At 71.4% G+C, this 19,869-nt stretch carries 18 protein-coding genes and 1 pseudogene; 12 read left to right on the top strand and 7 right to left on the bottom strand.

The annotated features are described in order from the left end of the window. Nucleotides 1-71 precede the first annotated feature (71 nt). Complete coding sequence (locus ABT232_RS01590) at nucleotides 72-998, top strand: EamA family transporter (RefSeq protein ID WP_351834789.1); 927 nt, start codon at nucleotides 72-74, stop codon at nucleotides 996-998. Between the two features lie 4 nt (nucleotides 999-1,002). Further along, nucleotides 1,003-2,238 carry a 3-phosphoshikimate 1-carboxyvinyltransferase gene (aroA, locus tag ABT232_RS01585; RefSeq protein WP_351834279.1) on the top strand — a complete coding sequence of 412 codons (1,236 nt, stop codon included), beginning with the start codon at nucleotides 1,003-1,005 and terminating at the stop codon, nucleotides 2,236-2,238. Here aroA and ABT232_RS01580 read toward each other — a convergent pair. Next, nucleotides 2,228-3,166 (bottom strand): LysR family transcriptional regulator, encoded by a 939-nt coding sequence (locus tag ABT232_RS01580; protein WP_351834276.1) that lies wholly within the window; start codon nucleotides 3,164-3,166, stop codon nucleotides 2,228-2,230. The two genes, aroA and ABT232_RS01580, sit on opposite strands and share 11 nt — an antisense overlap. 50 nt (nucleotides 3,167-3,216) lie before the next feature. Here ABT232_RS01580 and ABT232_RS01575 point away from each other — a divergent pair, with 50 nt between their 5' ends. After that, on the top strand, nucleotides 3,217-3,792 hold the full coding sequence (locus ABT232_RS01575; protein WP_351834273.1) for an RBBP9/YdeN family alpha/beta hydrolase: 576 nt from the start codon (nucleotides 3,217-3,219) through the stop codon (nucleotides 3,790-3,792). A 24-nt stretch (nucleotides 3,793-3,816) separates the two neighbouring features. Here the strand turns inward: ABT232_RS01575 and ABT232_RS01570 are convergent, their stop codons facing one another. Further along, the gene (locus ABT232_RS01570; protein ID WP_351834271.1) at nucleotides 3,817-4,620 is read right to left on the bottom strand and encodes a sugar phosphate isomerase/epimerase family protein; all 804 of its coding nucleotides are present in this window, start codon (nucleotides 4,618-4,620) and stop codon (nucleotides 3,817-3,819) included. A gap of 69 nt (nucleotides 4,621-4,689) precedes the next feature. Next, nucleotides 4,690-5,286 (bottom strand): dihydrofolate reductase family protein, encoded by a 597-nt coding sequence (locus ABT232_RS01565; RefSeq protein ID WP_351834268.1) that lies wholly within the window; start codon nucleotides 5,284-5,286, stop codon nucleotides 4,690-4,692. Nucleotides 5,287-5,616: 330 nt separating this feature from the next. Here ABT232_RS01565 and ABT232_RS01560 point away from each other — a divergent pair, with 330 nt between their 5' ends. After that, nucleotides 5,617-5,994 (top strand): VOC family protein, encoded by a 378-nt coding sequence (locus ABT232_RS01560; protein WP_351834265.1) that lies wholly within the window; start codon nucleotides 5,617-5,619, stop codon nucleotides 5,992-5,994. A gap of 589 nt (nucleotides 5,995-6,583) precedes the next feature. Here the strand turns inward: ABT232_RS01560 and ABT232_RS01555 are convergent. Continuing rightward, nucleotides 6,584-7,630: a LacI family DNA-binding transcriptional regulator gene (locus ABT232_RS01555; RefSeq protein WP_351834262.1), complete on the bottom strand. Its 1,047-nt coding sequence runs from the start codon at nucleotides 7,628-7,630 to the stop codon at nucleotides 6,584-6,586. Between the two features lie 353 nt (nucleotides 7,631-7,983). Here ABT232_RS01555 and ABT232_RS01550 point away from each other — a divergent pair, with 353 nt between their 5' ends. The 4 genes from ABT232_RS01550 (at nucleotide 7,984) to ABT232_RS01535 (ending at nucleotide 13,114) form a co-directional block, all read left to right on the top strand. After that, nucleotides 7,984-9,135: a Gfo/Idh/MocA family protein gene (locus tag ABT232_RS01550; RefSeq protein ID WP_351834259.1), complete on the top strand. Its 1,152-nt coding sequence runs from the start codon at nucleotides 7,984-7,986 to the stop codon at nucleotides 9,133-9,135. Further along, nucleotides 9,132-10,286 carry a dihydrodipicolinate synthase family protein gene (locus ABT232_RS01545; protein WP_351834256.1) on the top strand — a complete coding sequence of 385 codons (1,155 nt, stop codon included), beginning with the start codon at nucleotides 9,132-9,134 and terminating at the stop codon, nucleotides 10,284-10,286. The genes ABT232_RS01550 and ABT232_RS01545 overlap by 4 nt, the downstream gene beginning before the upstream one ends. Nucleotides 10,287-10,321: 35 nt before the next feature. After that, complete coding sequence (locus tag ABT232_RS01540; protein WP_450871659.1) at nucleotides 10,322-11,119, top strand: sugar phosphate isomerase/epimerase family protein; 798 nt, start codon at nucleotides 10,322-10,324, stop codon at nucleotides 11,117-11,119. Nucleotides 11,120-12,742: 1,623 nt separating this feature from the next. Next, complete coding sequence (locus ABT232_RS01535) at nucleotides 12,743-13,114, top strand: cupin domain-containing protein (RefSeq protein WP_351834251.1); 372 nt, start codon at nucleotides 12,743-12,745, stop codon at nucleotides 13,112-13,114. A gap of 17 nt (nucleotides 13,115-13,131) precedes the next feature. Here ABT232_RS01535 and ABT232_RS01530 read toward each other — a convergent pair whose 3' ends face one another. Next, nucleotides 13,132-13,383 carry a hypothetical protein gene (locus ABT232_RS01530; protein ID WP_351834249.1) on the bottom strand — a complete coding sequence of 84 codons (252 nt, stop codon included), beginning with the start codon at nucleotides 13,381-13,383 and terminating at the stop codon, nucleotides 13,132-13,134. Continuing rightward, complete coding sequence (locus tag ABT232_RS01525; RefSeq protein WP_351834246.1) at nucleotides 13,380-14,117, bottom strand: hypothetical protein; 738 nt, start codon at nucleotides 14,115-14,117, stop codon at nucleotides 13,380-13,382. The genes ABT232_RS01530 and ABT232_RS01525 overlap by 4 nt, the downstream gene beginning before the upstream one ends. Between ABT232_RS01525 and ABT232_RS01520 the strand changes: the two are divergent. Next, nucleotides 14,088-14,777 (top strand): annotated as a pseudogene (locus tag ABT232_RS01520) (DUF5753 domain-containing protein); the annotation flags it as partial. The gene ABT232_RS01525 and the pseudogene ABT232_RS01520 overlap by 30 nt on opposite strands. Before the next feature lie 8 nt (nucleotides 14,778-14,785). Continuing rightward, nucleotides 14,786-14,980, top strand: coding sequence for a DUF397 domain-containing protein (locus ABT232_RS01515; protein WP_351834244.1), 195 nt, complete (start codon nucleotides 14,786-14,788; stop codon nucleotides 14,978-14,980). On the opposite strand, the gene ABT232_RS01510 is transcribed toward ABT232_RS01515, so the two are convergent. Continuing rightward, on the bottom strand, nucleotides 14,958-15,548 hold the full coding sequence (locus tag ABT232_RS01510; protein WP_351834241.1) for a Uma2 family endonuclease: 591 nt from the start codon (nucleotides 15,546-15,548) through the stop codon (nucleotides 14,958-14,960). The two genes, ABT232_RS01515 and ABT232_RS01510, sit on opposite strands and share 23 nt — an antisense overlap. Nucleotides 15,549-15,614: 66 nt before the next feature. Here ABT232_RS01510 and recD2 point away from each other — a divergent pair, with 66 nt between their 5' ends. Then, complete coding sequence (recD2, locus tag ABT232_RS01505) at nucleotides 15,615-17,885, top strand: SF1B family DNA helicase RecD2 (RefSeq protein WP_351834238.1); 2,271 nt, start codon at nucleotides 15,615-15,617, stop codon at nucleotides 17,883-17,885. A 243-nt stretch (nucleotides 17,886-18,128) separates the two neighbouring features. Further along, nucleotides 18,129-19,418: a citrate synthase gene (locus ABT232_RS01500; RefSeq protein ID WP_351834235.1), complete on the top strand. Its 1,290-nt coding sequence runs from the start codon at nucleotides 18,129-18,131 to the stop codon at nucleotides 19,416-19,418. The last annotated feature ends 451 nt before the right edge of the window (nucleotides 19,419-19,869 follow it).

Raw genomic sequence — 19,869 nt, 5'->3', positions numbered from 1 at the left:
AGTATCGCTTCATCCGACCGTGCAGCGATCATCGCTGGTGCTTCACGGTCGCGGCGGTGATCCTCGACCGTATGCGCCCCGCCCACCTCGCCCTCGCCGTCCTCGTCGCCGCCGTCTGGGGCGTCAACTTCACCGTCATCGAGATCGGCCTCGGCCACTTCCCGCCGCTGCTCTTCTCCGCCCTGCGGTTCCTCGCCGCCGCCGTCCCCGCCGTCCTCCTGGTCGGCCGGCCCAAGGTGGCCTGGAAGTGGATCGTCGCCGTCGGACTGGTGCTGGGCGTCGCCAAGTTCGGGCTGCTCTTCGTCGGCATGGACGCGGGCATGCCCGCCGGCCTCTCCTCGCTGGTCCTCCAGATCCAGGCCGTCTTCACCGCCCTGATCGCCTTCGCCGCCCTCGGCGAGCGCCCCACCCGCACCGGCCTGCTCGGCATGGCCGTCGCGCTCGCCGGGATCGCCGTCGCCGCCGTCGACGAGGGCGCCTCAGGACCGCTGCTGCCGTTCGCCCTGGTGATCGCGGCGGCCGCCTGCTGGGGCGCCTCCAACGCCCTCACCCGCAAGGCGGCACCCCCGGACGCCCTGAACTTCATGGTGTGGGTCAGCACCGTCCCGGTGCTGCCGCTGCTCGCCCTGTCCCTGCTGCTGGAGGGCCCCTCCCGGGACCTGGCCGCGCTGCGCGCCCTCGACTGGCAGGGCGCCGGCACGGTCCTCTACGTCGCCTGGGTCACCACCGTCTTCGGCTTCGGCGCCTGGGGCTGGCTGCTGCGCCGCCACCCCGCCTCCACGGTCGCCCCGTTCTCCCTGCTCGTCCCGGTCTTCGGGATGTCCTCGGCGGCCCTGCTGCTGGGCGAGCCGGTGAGCCCGCTGCGCTGGTGCGCGGCCGTGCTGCTGGTGGGCGGGGTGGCCCTGGCCTCCTGGGCGCCACGGCGCCGCGCCGCCGCGACGCGGGCGGTCCATCCCGTGGACGTCCCGGCGCGCGAGACGGCCGTCGGCAGATCATGAGGGCATGCCCGTAGTCGACATCCCCGGTTCCAAGTCCATCACCGCCCGCGCCCTCTTCCTCGCGGCGGCAGCCGACGGCGTCACCACCCTCGTACGGCCCCTGCGGTCGGACGACACCGAGGGGTTCGCCGAAGGTCTGGTGCGGCTCGGCTATCGCGTCGGCCGCACCCCGGACTCCTGGCAGGTCGACGGCCGCCCCGAGGGCCCCGCTGTGGCGGAGGCCGACGTCTACTGCCGCGACGGCGCGACGACCGCCCGCTTCCTGCCCACCCTCGCCGCCGCCGGCCACGGCACCTACCGCTTCGACGCCTCCGAGCAGATGCGCCGCCGCCCGCTGCTGCCGCTCACCCGCGCCCTGCGCGACCTCGGCGTGAAACTGCGCCACGAACAGACCGAGGGCCACCATCCGCTGACCGTCGAGGCGGCGGGCGTGGAGGGCGGCCGGGTGACCCTGGACGCCGGGCAGTCCTCCCAGTACCTGACGGCGCTGCTGCTGCTCGGCCCCCTCACCCGGACCGGCCTGCGCATCGACGTCACGGACCTGGTCTCGGTGCCGTACGTCGAGATCACCCTCGCGATGATGCGCTCCTTCGGCGTCCAGGTGCGCCGGGAGGGCAACGCCTTCCTCGTCCCGCCCGGCGGCTACCGCGCCACCACCTACGCCGTCGAACCGGACGCCTCCACCGCCAGCTACTTCTTCGCCGCCGCCGCGCTCACCGGCGGCGAGGTGACCGTGCCCGGCCTCGGCACGGGCGCGCTCCAGGGCGACCTGGGCTTCGTGGACGTCCTGCGCCGGATGGGCGCGCACGTCGACATCGGCGCGGACCGCACGACGGTGCGCGGCACCGGCGCCCTGCGCGGCCTCACGGTCAACATGCGGGACATCTCCGACACCATGCCGACCCTCGCCGCGATCGCGCCGTTCGCCACCGGCCCCGTGCGCATCGAGGACGTCGCCAACACCCGGGTGAAGGAGTGCGACCGGCTGGAGGCCTGCGCGGAGAACCTGCGACGGCTCGGAGTGCCGGTGGAGACCGGCCCCGACTGGATCGAGATCCACCCCGGGACGCCCGCCGCCGGCGTCGAGATCCGCTCGCACGGCGACCACCGCATGGTGATGTCCTTCGCGGTGACCGGCCTGCGCGCGCCGGGCGTCTCCTTCGACGACCCCGGTTGCGTCCGCAAGACCTTCCCCGGCTTCCACGAGGAGTTCGCGAAGCTGGCCGCGGCTATCGGCTGACCTCACGGGCGGTCGCGGCCAGCTGCTCCCGCACCGCCGCCAGCACCGGATCGCCCTCCGCGCCCGCCCGTACGGCCGCGAAGACGTTCCGCGACGGCGGCGGGCCCTCGATCGGCGGCAGGACGATCCGGCGGTGCGCGTACACGTCGCGGACCAGCCGCGGGACCAGCGCCACGCCCTGCCCGGCCTCGACGAGCGCCGCCACCGCAGCCCAGTCGTCCACCGCGTACCGCACGTCCGGCGTGAACCCGGCCGCCGCGCACACCGACCGCGCCACCGCGCCGCAGCAGCTGCGCGCCGCGCCGACGATCCACGCCTCGGCGGCCAGCTCCCGCAGCGCCACCGGCCGCCCGGCCGCGGCCAGCCGGTGCCCGGTCGGCACCGCCAGGTCCAGCACGTCGGTCAACAGATCGGTGCGGCGGTAGCGGCGGTCGGTGTGCGGGGGAGCGGCGGCGAAGTCCACGGCGACGGCCAGGTCGATCCGGCCCGCGTCGAGGTCCGTGAACACATCCGGCGGCTCCGCCTCCACGACGTCGACGCGCAGCCGCGGGAACCGCTCGCGCAGCGCCCGCAGCGCGCCGGGCAGCAGCCCCAGCACCGCGCTCGAGAAGCAGCCGACGGTCACCGTGCCCCGGCCGCCCGTCCCGTACGCCGCCAAGTCCGCGCGCGCCCGCTCCAGTTGCGCCGCGATCAGCTCCGCGTGCGCCAGCAGCACCCGGGCCTGCCCGGTGAGCCGCACCCCGCGCCCGTCCCGCTCGGTGAGCGGCACGCCCGCCTCCCGGGCCAGCGCGGAGATCTGTTGGGACACCGCGGAGGGCGTCAGATGCAGGGCCTCGGCGGTCCGCGCCAGACTGCCCCGCCGCTCCAGCTCCCGCAGCACGGTGAGCCGGCGCAGATCGATGGTGAAGTTCCCGCTTACTTCTTCCACCGCGAAAGATTAACTGGACCGCATGACCGGCGATCGGAAACGATCACTTCATGACCGCCTGTCTCATCCTGCACGGCTGGCAGAACCACCGCCCCCGTGACCACTGGCAGCACTGGCTCGCCGACCGCCTCACCGAGCACGGCCACGCCGTCATCTACCCGCAGCTGCCCGACGCCGACGATCCCGACCTGGACGTCTGGCTCGCCGAACTCACCCGCCACCTCGCCGCCCTCGACGGCCCCGACCGCGTGGTGATCGCGCACAGCGCCTCGGCCCTGCTGTGGCTGCACGCCGTGGCGCGCGGCGCGGTCGGGCCCGGTGCCGTCGACCGGGTGCTGCTCGTCGCACCGCCGTCCGCTTCCGTGCTCGCGCGCCACCCCGAGGTCGCCGCGTTCGCGCCGCCGCCGCTCGACGGGCTCACCCTCCCGGCCCCCACCCGGCTGGTCTGCGGCGACGCCGACCCGTACTGCCCGGAGGGCGCCGAGACCGCCTTCGCCGGCCCGCTCGGCATCCCCGCCGACGTCCTCCCCGGCGCCGCCCACCTCGACCTCGACGCCGGCTACGGCCCCTGGCCCGCCGTACTGGCCTGGTGCCTCGACGCGTCGGCGCCGCTCACCGCGCGCTGAGCACCGCCACCCGGGGCGGCGCGCTCACGCCGAGTCGTTGAGGAGCCGGGCCAGATGGTCGTGGCCCGCGGTGAGCAGTCCGGGCAGCGGGGCCGCCGCCTCGTACCAGCGCTTCTCGTACTCCCAGCACAGCCAGCCGTCCCAGCCGTGCCGGGACAGCACCTCCACGCACTCGGCGAGCGGCAGCACCCCCTCGCCCAGCGGCAGCGGGGCGCTGTCGTCGGCCGAGGCGATGTCCTTGACCTGCACATAGCCGAGGTGCGGGGCGAGGGCCGCGTACGTCTCCGACGGCTGCTCGCCGCCCAGCCAGGTGTGCATCACGTCCCACAGGGCGCCCACGTGCCGGTGCCCGACCGGGCCGAGGATGCGGATCGCGTCCGCGCCGGTGCGGTGCGAGTCATGGGTCTCCAGCAGGATCCGCACGTCCGCGTCGGCGGCCAGTTCGGCGGCGACGCCCAGCCGCCGGGCGGCGATCGCGTCCGCCTCCGCCATCGGCTGGCCCACCACGTCGGCGCCCGGGAAGACCCGGACGAACGGGGCGCCCAGATCGCCGGCCAGCTCCACCAGGCCGCGGATCTCCTCCAGCACCGGCTCGTCGTCCCCCGGCGCCGCCACCCGCGCGTACCCGGCGAGGCCGAGCAGCTCCACCCCGGCCGCCTTGAACCCGGCCGCGACGTCCGCGCGCTCCGCCGCGTCGATCCCTGGATGCACCGGCTCCTCGCGGTGCGCGCGCAGTTCGACGCCGTGATAACCGTGCGAGGCCGCCAGGCGCAGCACGTCGGGGAGCGGGAGACCGGGGACGCCGAGGGTGGAGAACGCCAGTTTCATACTCAGCGACCCTACTCGTGACTCCGCCGCCGCGCGCAGATCGAGCCGCCCGTCCGGCGGCTCCGGCGCCTACTCGGCTGTCGCCCGCCGGTACACGTTCACCAGCGTGCCGACGTCCGACCTGGTCGTGGAGACCAGCTCGAAGGGGAACTTCGCACCGCCGTCCGGGAAGATCGACTTGCCGCCGCCCAGCACCACCGGCATCACGATGAGCCGCAGCTCGTCCGCCAGGCCCTCGGCGATCAGCGTGCGGGCGAGGGTCGGGCTGCCCATGACCAGCAGGTCGCCGCCCTCGCCCTCGCGCAGCTTGCGCAGCTCGGCGACCGCCTCCGCGACCGGGATCCGCACGGAGTTGTCCCAGGTCAGGTCGGAGTCGCCGAGCGAGTCGGAGACGACGTACTTGCGGAGCGTGTTCATCCGGTCCGCGAACGGGTCCCCGCCCCGCTCGGGCCACGCCGCCGCCATGGCCTGCCAGGTCCGCCGCCCGAACAGCAGCGCGTCGGCCTCCCGCAGCGCCGCGTCGAAGGCGCCGCCGACGACCTCCGGGTCGAAGAAGGGGTGCGTCCAGCCGCCGTGCGCGAAGCCGCCGTCGGTGTCCTCCTGCGGGCCGCCGGGGGCCTGGACGACGCCGTCGAGGCTGATGAACTCGCTGATGACGATGCGCATGGTGGTGTCTCCCACGTCTCGGTGTCGCTGCCGGAGAGTAGGACGGCCGGCGAGACCGAAACTAATCGCCCGAGGGCCGGCCCGCCCGCGAAACGACCAGTACGGATCCTCCCCCCCCCCGCACTCGACGGCCCCACGAGCACCCTCCGCCGGGACCGGCCCGCCCGCGAAACGACCAGTACGGATCCTCACCGCACCGGACGGCCCGGTGAGCGCGCCTGTGCCTACGCCGGCACCGAGCCGCTCGTCTGGTCGCAGGGGCACGGGCAGGCGCCGTACGGGCCGTAATCTCCTTGCCGCCCGAGGGGCCGGCGTGCTGCGGTGACCGGCATGACCTCACTCATCCGTCACATCACCGTCGACTCCGCCGACCCCTACACCCTGGCCGCCTTCTGGGCGCGGGCGCTGGACGGCACGCTCGGCGAGGACGACCTCCCCGGCGACCCCGAGGCCCTGGTGACCACGCCGACGGCCACGCTGCTCTTCGTCCGCGTCGACGGCCCCAAGTCGGTGAAGAACCGCGTCCACTGGGACCTCCAGCCCCAGGACCGCACCCGCGACGAGGAGGTCGACCGCCTGCTCGCCCTCGGCGCCCGCCCGCACAGCGACCACCGCCGCCCCGACGGCACGGGCTGGGTCACCCTGACCGATCCGGAGGACAACGAGTTCTGCGTGGAACGCAGCGCGAAGGAACGAACGACCACCTGACCCGACCCGACCGCTCGCCCTCCGGGCCTCACCGCCCCGCTGCCGCTCGACTCGGTGCCCGTGGCCACCGGTGAGCTGGTAGCCACCGGCCGCCCTCGCCGTCCTGGCCCGACCGTCCGACCCTTGCGCTCCCGCCCCGGCCGACGCGGCGGTCCCGGCCTGGCCGACGCGGCGGTCCCGGCCTGGCCGACGCGGCGGTCCCGGCCTGGCCGGCGCGTGGGTCACGGCCTGGCCGGCGCGGCGGTCACGGTCCGGCCGTCCTGGCTCCGCCGTGTCGGACCGGCGGCCTCAGCCCTCGTAGCCCTCGCCGTCTCGGCCCCTGCCGGTCTGGCCCGGCCGTCTCGGACCGGCGGCTTCAGCCCTCGCCGTCTCGGCCCTTGCCGCTCCGGCCCGGCCGTCTCGGCTCCGCCGTCTCGGACCGGCGGTCTCAGCTCTCGTAGCCCCCGTAGCCCCCGTAGCCCCCGTAGCCCGCGCAGCCCTCGCCGTCTCGGTTCCGCCGTTGCAGCCCGGCTGTTTCGGCGCGGCCGTTTCAGCGCGGCCGTTTCGGCACGGCTGTTCTCAGCCCGGTCGTCCCGGCCCCGCCGCCCCCTCAGCCCCGAGGTGCGCCCGAGGACCCCCGGACCATCAACTCGCCGCGCACCGTGGCGATTCCGCCGGGGGGCGGTTCCTCGCGGCCCATGGCGATGCGGCCGGCGCGGGCGCCCGCCTCGGCGAGGGGGAGGCGGACCGTCGTCAGGGCGGGGACGGCGTCGATGCTGAAGGGGAGGTCGTCGAAGCCGGCGACGGAGACGTCCTCCGGGATGCGCAGACCGGACTCGCGCAGGGCGGCGCAGGCGCCGAGGGCGACGGAGTCGTTGGCGGCGACGATCGCGGTCAGCGTCGGGTCGCGGCGCAGCAGTTCCAGGGTCGCCTCGTAGCCGGAGCGGCGGTCGTAGCGGCCGTGCACCGTCCAGCGGGGGTCCTCCTCGACGCCCGCGGCGGCGAGTGCGGCGCGGTGGCCCTCCAGGCGGTGCCGGGTGGTGGTGCGCTCCTCGGGGCCCGCGATGTAGCCGAGCCTGCGGTGGCCGAGGCCGAGCAGGTGTTCGGTGAGCTGCTTGCCGCCGCCCCGGTTGTCGAAGGTCAGGGCGACCGCGTCGGTGTCGGGCGCGGGCGGCCGCCCGCAGAGCACGACCCGGGTCCCGGCCTCGGCCAGCTTCCGCAGTTTCGTCGCGACGGCCGCCGCGTGCGGCGCGTTCTCGATGGCGCCGCCGGTGAGCACCACGGCCGCGGCCCGCTGGCGTTGCAGCAGCGTCAGATAGGTCAGTTCGCGTTCCGGTGAGCCACCGGTGTTGCAGACGACGGCCAGCCGTTCGCCGCCGGCGCGTCCGCCGGGTCCGCCGATCTCGGACTGGATGGCACCGGCCATGATCCCGAAGAAGGGGTCGGCGATGTCGTTGACGAGGATGCCGACGAGGTCGGAGGTCGCGGCGGCGAGCGCGCTCGCGGGGCCGTTGAGGACGTAGTCCAGTTCGTCGACCGCCTTCAGGACCCGCTCACGGGTCGAGGCGGCCACGGGATAGTTCCCGTTGAGCACGCGCGACACCGTCGCGGGCGAGACCTGGGCGCGGGCCGCCACGTCCGCCAGGGTCACCGTCATCTCGTCGTCCTCCGGTCGCGCGTCTCGCGCATCTGTCGTACCTCGTCGTACGTCGTGGGCCTCGGTGTGGGGGGTCGCGGGGGGAGGGATCCCGGCACTGCTCGCAGGGATCTTCCCGCCACGACGTCGTACACGGCCCCCGACCGCTCGCGGTTCCGTGCAGACCATAAGGCCGTCGGCCCCGCGTGTTCGCCCCCTCGAACAAGTCGAGTGTGCGGTGGTCTTGTCCAGACCCCTGCGGAGAGGCTAGCTTCTCATCACATAGAAAGCGCTTGCTGTACCGCTCACCAGTCCGTGCCAGGGGGCGTACGCGGCGCGCACACCCCGCGTACAACGCTTGAGAAGGGACCGACGTGACACGCAAGACGGTGCGTATCGCCATGAACGGTGTGACCGGACGCATGGGCTATCGCCAGCACCTGGTCCGCTCCATCCTCGCCCTGCGCGAACAGGGCGGCCTCGACCTCGGCGACGGCACCGTGCTGTGGCCGGAGCCGATCCTGGTCGGCCGCCGCGAGCACGCGCTCAAGGCGCTCGCCGAGCAGCACGGCCTGGAGCACGTCTCCACCGACCTGGACGCGGTCCTCGCCGACCCGACCGTCGACATCTACTTCGACGCCCAGGTCACCTCGGCCCGCGAGGAGGCGATCCGGAAGGCGATCGCGGCCGGCAAGCACATCTACACCGAGAAGCCCACCGCCACCGGCCTGGAAGGCGCCCTGGAGCTGGCCCGCCTGGCGAACGAGGCCGGCATCAAGCACGGCGTCGTCCAGGACAAGCTCTTCCTCCCCGGCCTGCTGAAGCTGAAGCGGCTCATCGACGGCGGCTTCTTCGGCCGCATCCTGTCCGTGCGCGGCGAGTTCGGCTACTGGGTCTTCGAGGGCGACTGGCAGCAGGCCCAGCGCCCCTCCTGGAACTACCGCGCCGAGGACGGCGGCGGCATCGTCGTCGACATGTTCCCGCACTGGGAGTACGTGCTGCACGAGCTGTTCGGCCGGGTGAAGTCCGTCCAGGCCCTCACCGCCACCCACATCCCGCAGCGCTGGGACGAGAACGACAAGCCCTACGACGCCACCGCCGACGACGCCGCCTACGGCATCTTCGAGCTGGACGGCGGCGCGATCGCCCAGATCAATTCCTCCTGGACGGTCCGCGTCAACCGCGACGAACTCGTCGAGTTCCAGGTCGACGGCACCGAGGGCTCCGCCGTCGCGGGCCTGCGCAACTGCCGTGTCCAGCACCGCAGCGCCACCCCCAAGCCGGTGTGGAACCCGGACATCCCCGCCACCGAGGTCTTCCGCGACCAGTGGCAGGAGGTGCCCGACAACGCCGAGTTCGACAACGGGTTCAAGGCCCAGTGGGAGCTGTTCCTCAAGCACGTCTACGCCGACGCCCCCTACCACTGGGACCTGCTCGCCGGCGCCCGCGGTGTCCAGCTCGCCGAGCTGGGCCTGAAGTCCTCGGCCGAGGGCCGCCGCCTCGACGTCCCGGAGATCTCGCTGTGACCATCCAGCTCCCGGACGCACGGGGCACGCTGCGCACCTACGAGCCCCGCACCGAACCCCTCGCCGTCACCTCCGGCGCCGCCTTCACCTCCCGTACGGTCTTCTCCGCGGCGCACGTCGTCGCCGACCCGTTCGCCGACGTCAGCCCCGACTCCCCGGCCGCCGTCGACTGGGACGCCACCCTCGCCTTCCGCCGCCACCTGTGGTCGCACGGGCTCGGCGTCGCCGAGGCGATGGACACCGCCCAGCGCGGCATGGGCCTGGACTGGGCGGGCGCGGCCGAGCTGATCCGCCGCTCCGCCGCCGAGGCCAAGGCGGTCGGCGGCCTGATCGCCTGCGGTGTCGGCACCGACCAGCTCACCGGCCCGGCCGGCCTGGCCGAGGTGCGGGCGGCCTACGAGGAGCAGCTGGCCGTCGTCGAGCAGGCCGGCGCCCAGGCCATCCTGATGGCCTCCCGCGCCCTGGCCGCCGCGGCCCGCGGCCCCGAGGACTACCTGGAGATCTACGGCCACCTGCTGCGCCAGGCCGCCGAGCCGGTGATCCTGCACTGGCTCGGCCCGATGTTCGACCCGGCGCTGGAGGGCTACTGGGGCTCGCCCGACCTCGACGCGGCCACCGACACCTTCCTGGAGGTCATCGCCGCCCACCCCGACAAGGTCGACGGCATCAAGGTCTCGCTGCTCGACGCGCAGCGCGAGATCGACCTGCGCCGCCGCCTCCCGCAGGGCGTGCGCTGCTACACCGGTGACGACTTCAACTACCCCGAGCTGATCGCGGGCGACGAGCAGGGCTTCAGCCACGCCCTGCTCGGCATCTTCGACCCGCTCGGGCCGCTGGCCGCGCAGGCGGTCCGGACCCTCGACACCGGTGACGTGAGCGGCTTCCGCGGCCTCCTCGACCCCACCGTCGAGCTGTCCCGGCACCTGTTCCAGGCGCCCACCCGCTTCTACAAGACGGGCGTGGTGTTCCTGGCCTGGCTGGCCGGCCACCAGTCGCACTTCACCATGGTCGGCGGCCTCCAGTCGGCCCGCTCCCTGCCGCACTTCGCCCGCGCCTACGAACTCGCCGACGGCCTCGGCCTGTTCCCCGACCCCAAACTGGCCGAGGAGCGGATGAAGACCCTCCTGGCGCTGTACGGAGTGACCCAGTGACGACACCGTCCCTCGAACGCTTCTCCATCAACCAGATGACGGTGAAGCAGCTGTCGGTGCCCGAACTCGCCGACGCCTGCACCGCCCTGGGCGTCCGCAACGTGGGCCTGTGGCGCGAACCGGTCCAGTCGTACGGCGTCGAGGCCACCGCGAAACTGGTCCGCGACGCAGGCCTGACGGTGACGACCCTGTGCCGCGGCGGCTTCCTCACGGCGATCGACCCGGCCGAGCGCGCGGCGGCCCTCGCCGACAACCGCAGGGCGGTCGACGAGGCCGCGACGCTGGGCACCGACACCCTCGTCCTGGTCTCCGGCGGCCTGCCCGCCGGCTCCAAGGACCTGCACGGCGCCCGCGAACGCATCGCGGACGCACTGGCGGAACTCGGGCCGTACGCCGAGCGGCACGGCGTGAAGCTGGCGATCGAGCCCCTGCACCCGATGTTCGCCTCCGACCGCTGTGTCGTCTCCACCCTGGCCCAGGCCCTCGACCTGGCGGAACGCTTCCCCGCCCACCAGGTCGGCGTCACCGTGGACACGTACCACATCTGGTGGGACGACCAGGCGCCCGCGCAGATCGCCCGCGCCGGCGCCGGCGGCCGCATCCACACCTTCCAGCTCGCCGACTGGACCACCCCGTTGCCCGAGGGCGTCCTCAACGGCCGCGGCCAGATCGGCGACGGCGCGATCGACATGCGCGAGTGGAAGGGCTACGTCGAGGCCGCCGGATACACCGGCGCCATCGAGGTGGAACTGTTCAACGAGGAGCTGTGGGCCCGGGACGGACGCGAGGTGCTGAAGGAGACCGCCGAGCGGTTCACCGAGCACGCCGCCTGACCGGCCCGCGACCGAGGACACCGGGCACGGCCACCGCACAGTGACGGCACCCCGCCACGGCCGTGCCCGGCTCGCCCCGCCCACCGGGAAAAAAATCTTGGAATCCCCGTGCAACCCTTCGCCCACCCGGCGGGTCGTACAGGGCATCAGAACTTCTGCAGGGAATTTCCGGGGGGAGATTCCGGGGGGATCCGGGGGGATCGCCGGGGTTCTGACGGAGGGGGAGAAGCCGAGGGGCCCGGTCACCGACCGGGCCCCTCGAAGCATCTCGGGAGTCAGGATCGGCGCAGGACCCGCCGAAGGGTCGGCTCAAGGTGAGGATGCGTTGTCGGTGGCATCCTGTACGATTCCCGCCGCCATGGCGACGGACCCTGCTACGCGCCAGTAGATCGGGATGATCAGGACATCTGACCCCTCGTTCGGCTGTGCCGTCGGTCACCCATTGGCGTGTGATGTGCGCCACTTTCACATGTTCACGACTTTGCTGAGCAGGTCTAAGCCTGATGCGGGGCCGGAATCCGCGATTCCGCATCCGTCTCAACCTGCTTGCAGGTGTCGCGAATGACCTTGCGAGCAGGGCAAGATGGCTGTGTGCGCCCGGGAGGCAACCGAGTTTCGCCCTTCCGGTCGGCGCGGTGACATGGCGAGAGCCCCATCTCCGTTGCCTGGAAGCTGTAGAGATGAGGCCCTCTGGCATCACCAGAACGGGTTGAGCCCCGGCCGTCAGGTCGGGGCTCTCGCCCTCAGTGGCTCAGGAACTCACGCACGATCTTGTAGATCGCGTAGATCGGCCCGAGCCAGCGGACCTTGTTGTAGGTCCGGTCCGCCTTGCTGTTCTGGTGCCCCTCAGGCTGTGCAGCCATTGGGCCGCCCCCTTTCCGGTCCACGTTCGTGAACCCCGCGGGGACGCCCACGACATCTCGTGGACCCTCCGGGGAGCGGTGGTAGCCCAACACAGTACCGGGCGCCACGGGCAACCTCGGTCCGCGCATGTCACCCCCAAGGGTGATGAGAGCGGCGCATCGGTGGCACGGCGTGCCGGGTCTGGTGGTCGGCGTGCCACGTATGTGGCGATCAAGGCAACTGCCAGCATCGTTGTGCGTGTTCGGCAGGGAACGGTGTGTCAGTTCCCGGTGCTCGAGTCGCGTAAATCACATCCTGTGGATGAGGGGACCTCCGTCGAAGTCCGTACGGAAGTGTCACTGATGGCATCAATTCTTCCTCGTGGCGCGTAAGTTCGCGGCAAAAGCGCCCCTTTGCCCGTCATCTCCGGTCACACGCAGTTCATTTGTGTGCAGCCGTTGCCGACGTACGGCCGTGCCTCGCCGGGGTCGGCTCGGGGAGGCGGGCCGTCGGCAGGCCAGCCGCCCGGACCTCCGTCGCCGCCGTGCCGCTCTCGACCACCAGTTCGGCCGGCAGTCCGTCCAGCACTCCACGAAGGGCGGCACCCCGGCCCGGAACGCCAGGTCCGCCCGCACGGGCCGGGATCAAGCCCCAGGCGCGGCCGAAACCTGACTGTGACGCGGGGTGCGCTCTGATGAGCGCGGTAGCGGGTGGGGTGGAGCGGGTCCAGGCTGGAAGGAGGGGGAGCCACACCCGGCGAGGTCCCAAGGAGCTGGAGCCATGACATCCGCGACTCGGAAAGACGTCCCCGTCGCACTCGAAGGCGACGGAGTGGAAGTGCGGATGCAGCCGATCGGCGGCGGCCTGTCCGTCGGCTGGATCACCCTGCCGCAGGGCACGGACATGGGCCCGGCGCTGAAGGGCCTGCCGGACGACGCGTGCCAGTGCCCGCACTGGGGCTACCTGCTGAAGGGCCGCATCCGGATGCGGACACCGGCGGGCGAGGAGGTCTACGAGGCGGGCCAGGCGTACTACTGGGCGCCGGGCCATGTGCCGCTGGCCCTGGAGGACACCGAACTGGTCGAGTTCTCCCCGACGGAGGAGTTCGCGAAGGTCATCGACCACGTGGTGGCGGGGGCCGGCGGCGGCTGAGCCCACCGGCCCCGGGGTCACCCGACGAACAGCTCCGCCGGGTCGGTGGCGTGCAGGGCTCGCTGGGCCCAGGTTTCCAGTTGGGCGAGGTCGGAGCAGGTGTCGACGCGGTGGCGGGTCCGGTCGGTCACGGGGATGCCGCGCCACTCAAGGATCTTGAGCACCAGATGTCGGCGGATCTCGACCCGGCCCTGCTCCCGGCCTTCCTCTCGTGCCTGTTCGGCCAGCGGGTGCCGCCAGACGTACTGGATCGCCGGTCGGCGGCTCACTCGGCGGCGAACAGTTCGGCGGCGTCGGCGGCGTGGACGGCGCGCTGGGCCCAGGTCTCCAGTTGGCGGAGGTCGGTGCAGGTGTCGACGCGATGGCGGATGTCGTTGGGTACGGGGATGCCGCGCCACTCCAGGATCTGCAAGACCATCTGCCGACAGCTCTCGATCCGGCCTTCCTCCCGTACCTGCTCGGCCAGCGGGTGTCGCCAGAAGTACTGGATCGCCGTCATCAGGTCCCTCCACATCTGCTTCGCCTGGGGGTCGGTCAGGCATGAGTCGACGAACTGCACGAAGACCGCGGCACTGTCGGAGTCGATGGACCGCAGCGCGGAAGCCAGCGCTTCCAGTATGGCCGGGGCCTGTCGGCCGCGTCCGTGCGTCATGGCCGAGAGCACCGCGAGGGGTACGTCCCTCTCCGCCTGCCGCTCGTCCGTGATCACGGGCACGTTGTCCGGGCCGAGCACGAGCGGTCGCACCGTCAGTGAGTTCCAGCCCGGGAAGCCGAACCGGATGGGCCGCGAGGCCCACTTGGCGGTGGCGGAGTTCTGGGTGATGACGATGAGCACCGGCTCGCAGCGGTACTTCTCGTACAGGTAGGACAGGTAGTAGGGCCAGCTGCCCCGCTTGCGGTCGTCCACCTTGCCCTGTGACTCGACCACGAGGAGGTAGGTCCCCTCGTCCGTCTCCGCCCGCAGCAGGGTGGCGAGGCCCGGCTTCGCCGGCTGGCTTCCCATTACGCCTGCACCGACGAGCAGTTCGTCGATGCCCTCGCCGCGATGGCTGCCGATCGGACACGAGGTTGGTGGGAGGAGTACCGGGGCCGACTGCCGACCCCCTTCCTGGACCTTGCCGAACTGGACCACCACGCGGCGTTCCGGAACGAGGTGGCCGTCCTGTTCGTGCCGGGTCTGCTGCAGACGGAGGATTACGCACGCGCGGTGTTCTCCGCGCGGGTCCCGGAACTTGCGGCGGAGGAACTCGAGCTGCGCATCCGTCACAGAATGGCGTGGCGCGTGATCCTCGAGAGGCCCTCTTCCGTCCCCTACAAGGTGGTGATCCATGAAGCGGCGCTGCGGATCAGGGTGAGCGACCGTGCCGCCTCGCGGTCCCAGCTCATTCGCCTTGCCGAGCTTTCGGAGGCCGATCACATCACCCTGCGCATCGTTCCCTTCGACCTGGACGGTTTCGCCAGGGCCTCCAGTGCGATGACCTATGTGGGCGGGCCTCTGCCGAAACTGGACACCGTGGTGCGAGACGCACCCCATGGCTCGGTCTTCCTCGACTCCGAAGCCCAACTGAACGCTTATCGAACGCGCTTCCGTAAAGTAGAGGCTGTATCACTCGCGCCTGACCGGTCGCGTGACTTCCTGAACACGTTGGCGAGAGAGCTGTGAGGCAGCCCATGACCACCTCGGGCGATTGGCGGAAGTCCTCCTACTCGGGTGAGGGTGACGGCAACGACTGCGTGGAGATCGCGCTCCGGCACCCCCGAACTGCCGTCCGCGACTCCAAAGCCCCAGTCGGACCCCAGCTCACCTTCCCCGCCGAAGCCTTCACCGCGTTCCTCGAAGCCCTCAAGAGGCCGCCGCGCCCCTGACGTCCTTGCCGTACCGCCGGAACTCCGCCGTCTGCACCGTCCAGGGCCCGAACGGCACCGCGTCCCCGAAGATGTACGGCTCCTTGCGGCTGTACCGGCCCTTGCACGGATCGGAGTGCACCTCGATCGTGCCGGTGCGCGGGTCGACGATCAGGTAGTGCGGGATGCCCATGGCCGGATAGTCGGCCAGCTTCTCCCGGTAGTCGTTGTCCGGATTGGACGGCGAGACGATCTCCACCACGGCCAGCGCCTGCGTCGCGTCGACCGCCAGGCCTTCCTCGTCGAGGACGGCCTCCGGGATGACGACCGCGTCGGGCCGGCGCATGCGACCGATCGCGGGATGTTCGATCTCGGGGCCGCTGGCGCAGATGTAGCCGGAGTGAGTGGTGAGCAGTTGCGTGTCCAACTGCTTGCAGATGCGGCGGATGGTGCCCTCGTGACGCTTGGACGGACACATCATGGCCAGTATCGGACCCGAGGGCCCGATCTCGACGGTCCAGGCTCCTTCCAGACCCTCCGCGTAGGCACCGAGTTCCTCGGCGATCGCCCGCATCCTGGCGTAGTCCATGCCCCAAGACTACTGAGAGGCCCCTCCCGGCCGCCCGTTGTCACAGCCCGCCGGTACCGTCGGATCATGGCCAACCAGACGGCAGGGGCCCCCGGCGAGTGGCGGCCGGCCACAGTCGAAGGGGTGCTGGAGCGCATCACCTACGCCAACGAGGACACCGGCTACACCGTCGCCCGTGTGGACACCGGGCGCGGGGCCGGTGACCTGCTCACCGTCGTCGGTGCGCTGCTGGGCGCGCAGGTGGGGGAGTCGTTGCGGATGGAGGGCCGCTGGGGCTCGCATCCGCAGTACGGCAAGCAGTTCCACGTGGAGAACTACACGACCCTGCTGCCGGCCACCGTCCAGGGCATCCGCCGCTACCTGGGCTCCGGCCTGGTCAAGGGCATCGGGCCGGTCTTCGCCGACCGCATCACCCAGCACTTCGGGCTCGACACCCTCAAGATCATCGAAGAGGAGCCCAAGCGGCTCATCGAGGTCCCCGGGCTCGGGCCGAAGCGCACGAAGAAGATCGCCGACGCCTGGGAGGAGCAGAAGGCGATCAAGGAGGTGATGCTGTTCCTCCAGACCGTGGAGGTCTCCACCTCTATCGCCGTGCGGATCTACAAGAAGTACGGCGACGCGTCGATCTCCGTCGTCAAGAACCAGCCGTACCGCCTCGCCGCCGACGTCTGGGGCATCGGCTTCCTCACCGCCGACAAGATCGCCCAGTCCGTCGGCATCCCGCACGACAGCCCCGAACGCGTCAAGGCCGGTTTGCAGTACGCCCTCTCCCAGTCCGCCGACCAGGGCCACTGCTACCTCCCCGAGGAGCGGCTGATCGCCGACGCGGTCAAGCTGCTCCAGGTCGACACCGGACTGGTCATCGAGTGCCTGAGCGAACTCGCCGAGCCCGACGAGGACGGCGGCGACCCCGGTGTCGTACGGGAGAAGGTGCCCGGCCCGGACGGCGCCGCCGGCGAGCCCGTCACCGCCGTCTACCTGGTCCCCTTCCACCGCGCCGAACTCTCCCTCGCCGCCCAGCTGCTGCGCCTCCTGCGCACCGACCAGGACCGGATGCCCGGCTTCCAGGACGTCGCCTGGGACAAGGCGCTGGCCTGGCTGAGAGGCCGTACCGGCGCCGACCTCGCCCCCGAGCAGGAGGCCGCCGTCAAGCTGGCGCTGACGAAGAAGGTCGCCGTGCTCACCGGCGGCCCCGGCTGCGGCAAGTCCTTCACGGTGCGGTCCATCGTCGAGCTGGCCCGTGCCAAGCGGGCCAAGGTGCTGCTCGCCGCGCCGACCGGCCGGGCCGCCAAGCGGCTCGCGGAGCTGACCGGCGCCGAGGCGTCCACCGTGCACCGGCTGCTGGAGCTGAAGCCGGGCGGGGACGCCGCCTACGACCGGGACCGGCCGCTGGACGCGGATCTGGTCGTCGTCGACGAGGCGTCCATGCTGGACCTGCTCCTCGCCAACAAGCTCGTCAAGGCCGTGCCTCCCGGCGCCCACCTGCTCTTCGTCGGCGATGTCGACCAGCTGCCGAGCGTCGGCGCGGGCGAGGTGCTCAGAGACCTCCTCGCCGACGGCGGCCCCGTCCCCGCCGTGCGCCTGACCCGCGTCTTCCGCCAGGCCCAGCAGTCCGGGGTCGTCACCAACGCGCACCGCATCAACGCGGGTCAGCACCCGCTCACCGACGGCCTGAAGGACTTCTTCCTCTTCGTCGAGGACGAGACGGAGGAGGCCGGCCGGCTCACCGTGGATGTGGCGGCCCGCCGCATTCCGGCCAAGTTCGGCCTCGACCCACGCCGGGACGTGCAGGTGCTGGCCCCGATGCACCGAGGGCCGGCCGGTGCCGGCACCCTCAACGGCCTGCTCCAGCAGGCCATCACACCGGGGCGCCCGGAGGTGCCGGAGAAGCGGTTCGGCGGCCGGGTCTTCCGGGTCGGCGACAAGGTCACCCAGATCCGCAACAATTACGAAAAAGGGAAGAACGGTGTCTTCAACGGCACCGTGGGCGTGGTCACCTCGCTCGACCCGGTCGACCAGCGGCTGACGGTGCTGACCGACGAGGACGAGGAGGTGCCGTACGAGTTCGACGAACTGGACGAGCTGGCCCACGCCTACGCGGTGACGATCCACCGCTCGCAGGGCAGCGAGTACCCGGCGGTGGTGATCCCGGTCACCACCGGTGCCTGGATGATGCTTCAGCGCAATCTGCTCTACACGGCGGTCACCCGGGCCAAGAAGCTCGTCGTCCTCGTCGGGTCCCGCAAGGCGATCGGCCAGGCGGTGCGCACGGTGTCGGCCGGACGGCGGTGCACGGCGCTCGATTTCCGGCTCTCGGGAGGGTCGCTCGCGGTGTGAGATGGGGCATCCGGGGACGCTGTTCGTGAGCGAGGCAAAAAAATGATCGATCAAACGAGTCGCAAAGGTCACACAGCTCTTCCGGTTGGTGAATCAAGGGGGCAGGATGAGCAAGTTGGCGGCACTGAGTGCCGCCGATAAGCCCAATGGTCGACCCCGAGTGCACTCTCCTGCGCCAAATGGGGGATGGTAGAGACAGTCAGGGCACCTCGAAGAAGAGGCACAACGTCGGTGAGGGATGACGTGAGCGACAACTCTGTAGTACTGCGGTACGGCGACGGCGAGTACACCTACCCGGTGATCGACAGCACCGTCGGGGACAAGGGCTTCGACATCGGCAAGCTCCGCGCCCAGACCGGTCTCGTGACCCTGGACAGCGGCTACGGCAACACGGCCGCCTATAAATCCGCCATCACCTACCTCGACGGCGAGGCGGGCATCCTCCGCTACCGCGGCTACCCGATCGAGCAGCTGGCCGAGCGCTCCACCTTCCTTGAGGTGGCCTACCTGCTGATCAACGGCGAGCTGCCGACCGTCGACGAGCTCAGCACCTTCAAGGACGAGATCACGCGGCACACCCTGCTGCACGAGGACGTCAAGAACTTCTACCGCGGCTTCCCGCGGGACGCCCACCCGATGGCGATGCTGTCCTCGGTGGTCTCCGCGCTGTCCACGTTCTACCAGGACAGCCACAACCCGTTCGACGAGCAGCAGCGCAACCTCTCCACCATCCGTCTGCTCGCCAAGCTCCCGACGATCGCGGCCTACGCGTACAAGAAGTCGGTCGGCCACCCGTTCGTCTACCCGCGCAACGACCTCGGGTACGTCGAGAACTTCCTGCGCATGACCTTCTCGGTCCCCGCGCAGGAGTACGAGCTGGACCCGATCGTGGTCTCCGCGCTCGACAAGCTGCTGATCCTGCACGCGGACCACGAGCAGAACTGTTCGACCTCCACGGTCCGCCTGGTCGGCTCCTCGCAGGCGAACATGTTCGCCTCGATCTCCGCCGGCATCAACGCGCTCTGGGGCCCGCTGCACGGCGGCGCCAACCAGTCGGTGCTGGAGATGCTGGAGGGCATCCGCGACGCGGGCGGCGACGTCGACTCCTTCATCCGCAAGGTGAAGAACAAGGAGGACGGCGTCCGCCTGATGGGCTTCGGCCACCGGGTCTACAAGAACTTCGACCCGCGCGCCAAGATCATCAAGGCCGCCGCGCACGATGTCCTCTCGGCCCTCGGCAAGTCCGACGAGCTGCTGGACATCGCGCTGAAGCTGGAGGAGCACGCGCTCTCCGACGACTACTTCGTCTCGCGCAGCCTCTACCCGAACGTCGACTTCTACACCGGTCTGATCTACCGGGCCATGGGCTTCCCGACCGAGATGTTCACGGTCCTGTTCGCCCTCGGCCGGCTGCCGGGCTGGATCGCCCAGTGGCACGAGATGATCAAGGAGCCGGGCTCCCGTATCGGCCGCCCGCGCCAGATCTACACGGGCGTCGTCGAGCGGGACTTCATCCCGGTCGAGGAGCGCTGAGACCTGCCGGTGCGGGGCGCCGTGTGATCGGTGCCCCGTCACCCGCGGTGCGGACAGCGCCGCACAGCTGAAGAGGCCGGACAGCGCCGCACAGCTGAAGAAGCCGGAAAAAGCGGAAGGCGCCCTGACGCCGGTCCCCCCACGGGCCGACGACCAGGGCGCCTTCCCATGTCCCGGTGCGGATTCCCCCCACGGGATCCGGCCGGGCGTCTGTGAGACCAGCGCCTGAATCGCTGTCTGAGCACAATGAGCAAAACTCGCCGCGCTCGGGTACTGCTGTTCGGTTGTGGGTGCGGTCTGCCGGGACAGCGCACGCTGGGAGGGCCGCTCAAAGCTCCCCGGTGTACGTGCCCCGGCAACGCAGCTCTGGGAAAGTCCCCCAAGACATCCCCAGATGCCAGCCGACGCCCCCCAAGACGCCTTCTGACATCGCCAACTTAGACCTTCGAAC

The sequence above is a fragment of the Streptomyces sp. NPDC001532 genome (assembly GCF_040298625.1).
Classification (GTDB): Bacteria; Actinomycetota; Actinomycetes; order Streptomycetales; family Streptomycetaceae; genus Streptomyces.
The sequence above is the reverse complement of the archived record's forward strand: the minus strand, read 5'-3'. Positions and strand labels throughout refer to the sequence as shown.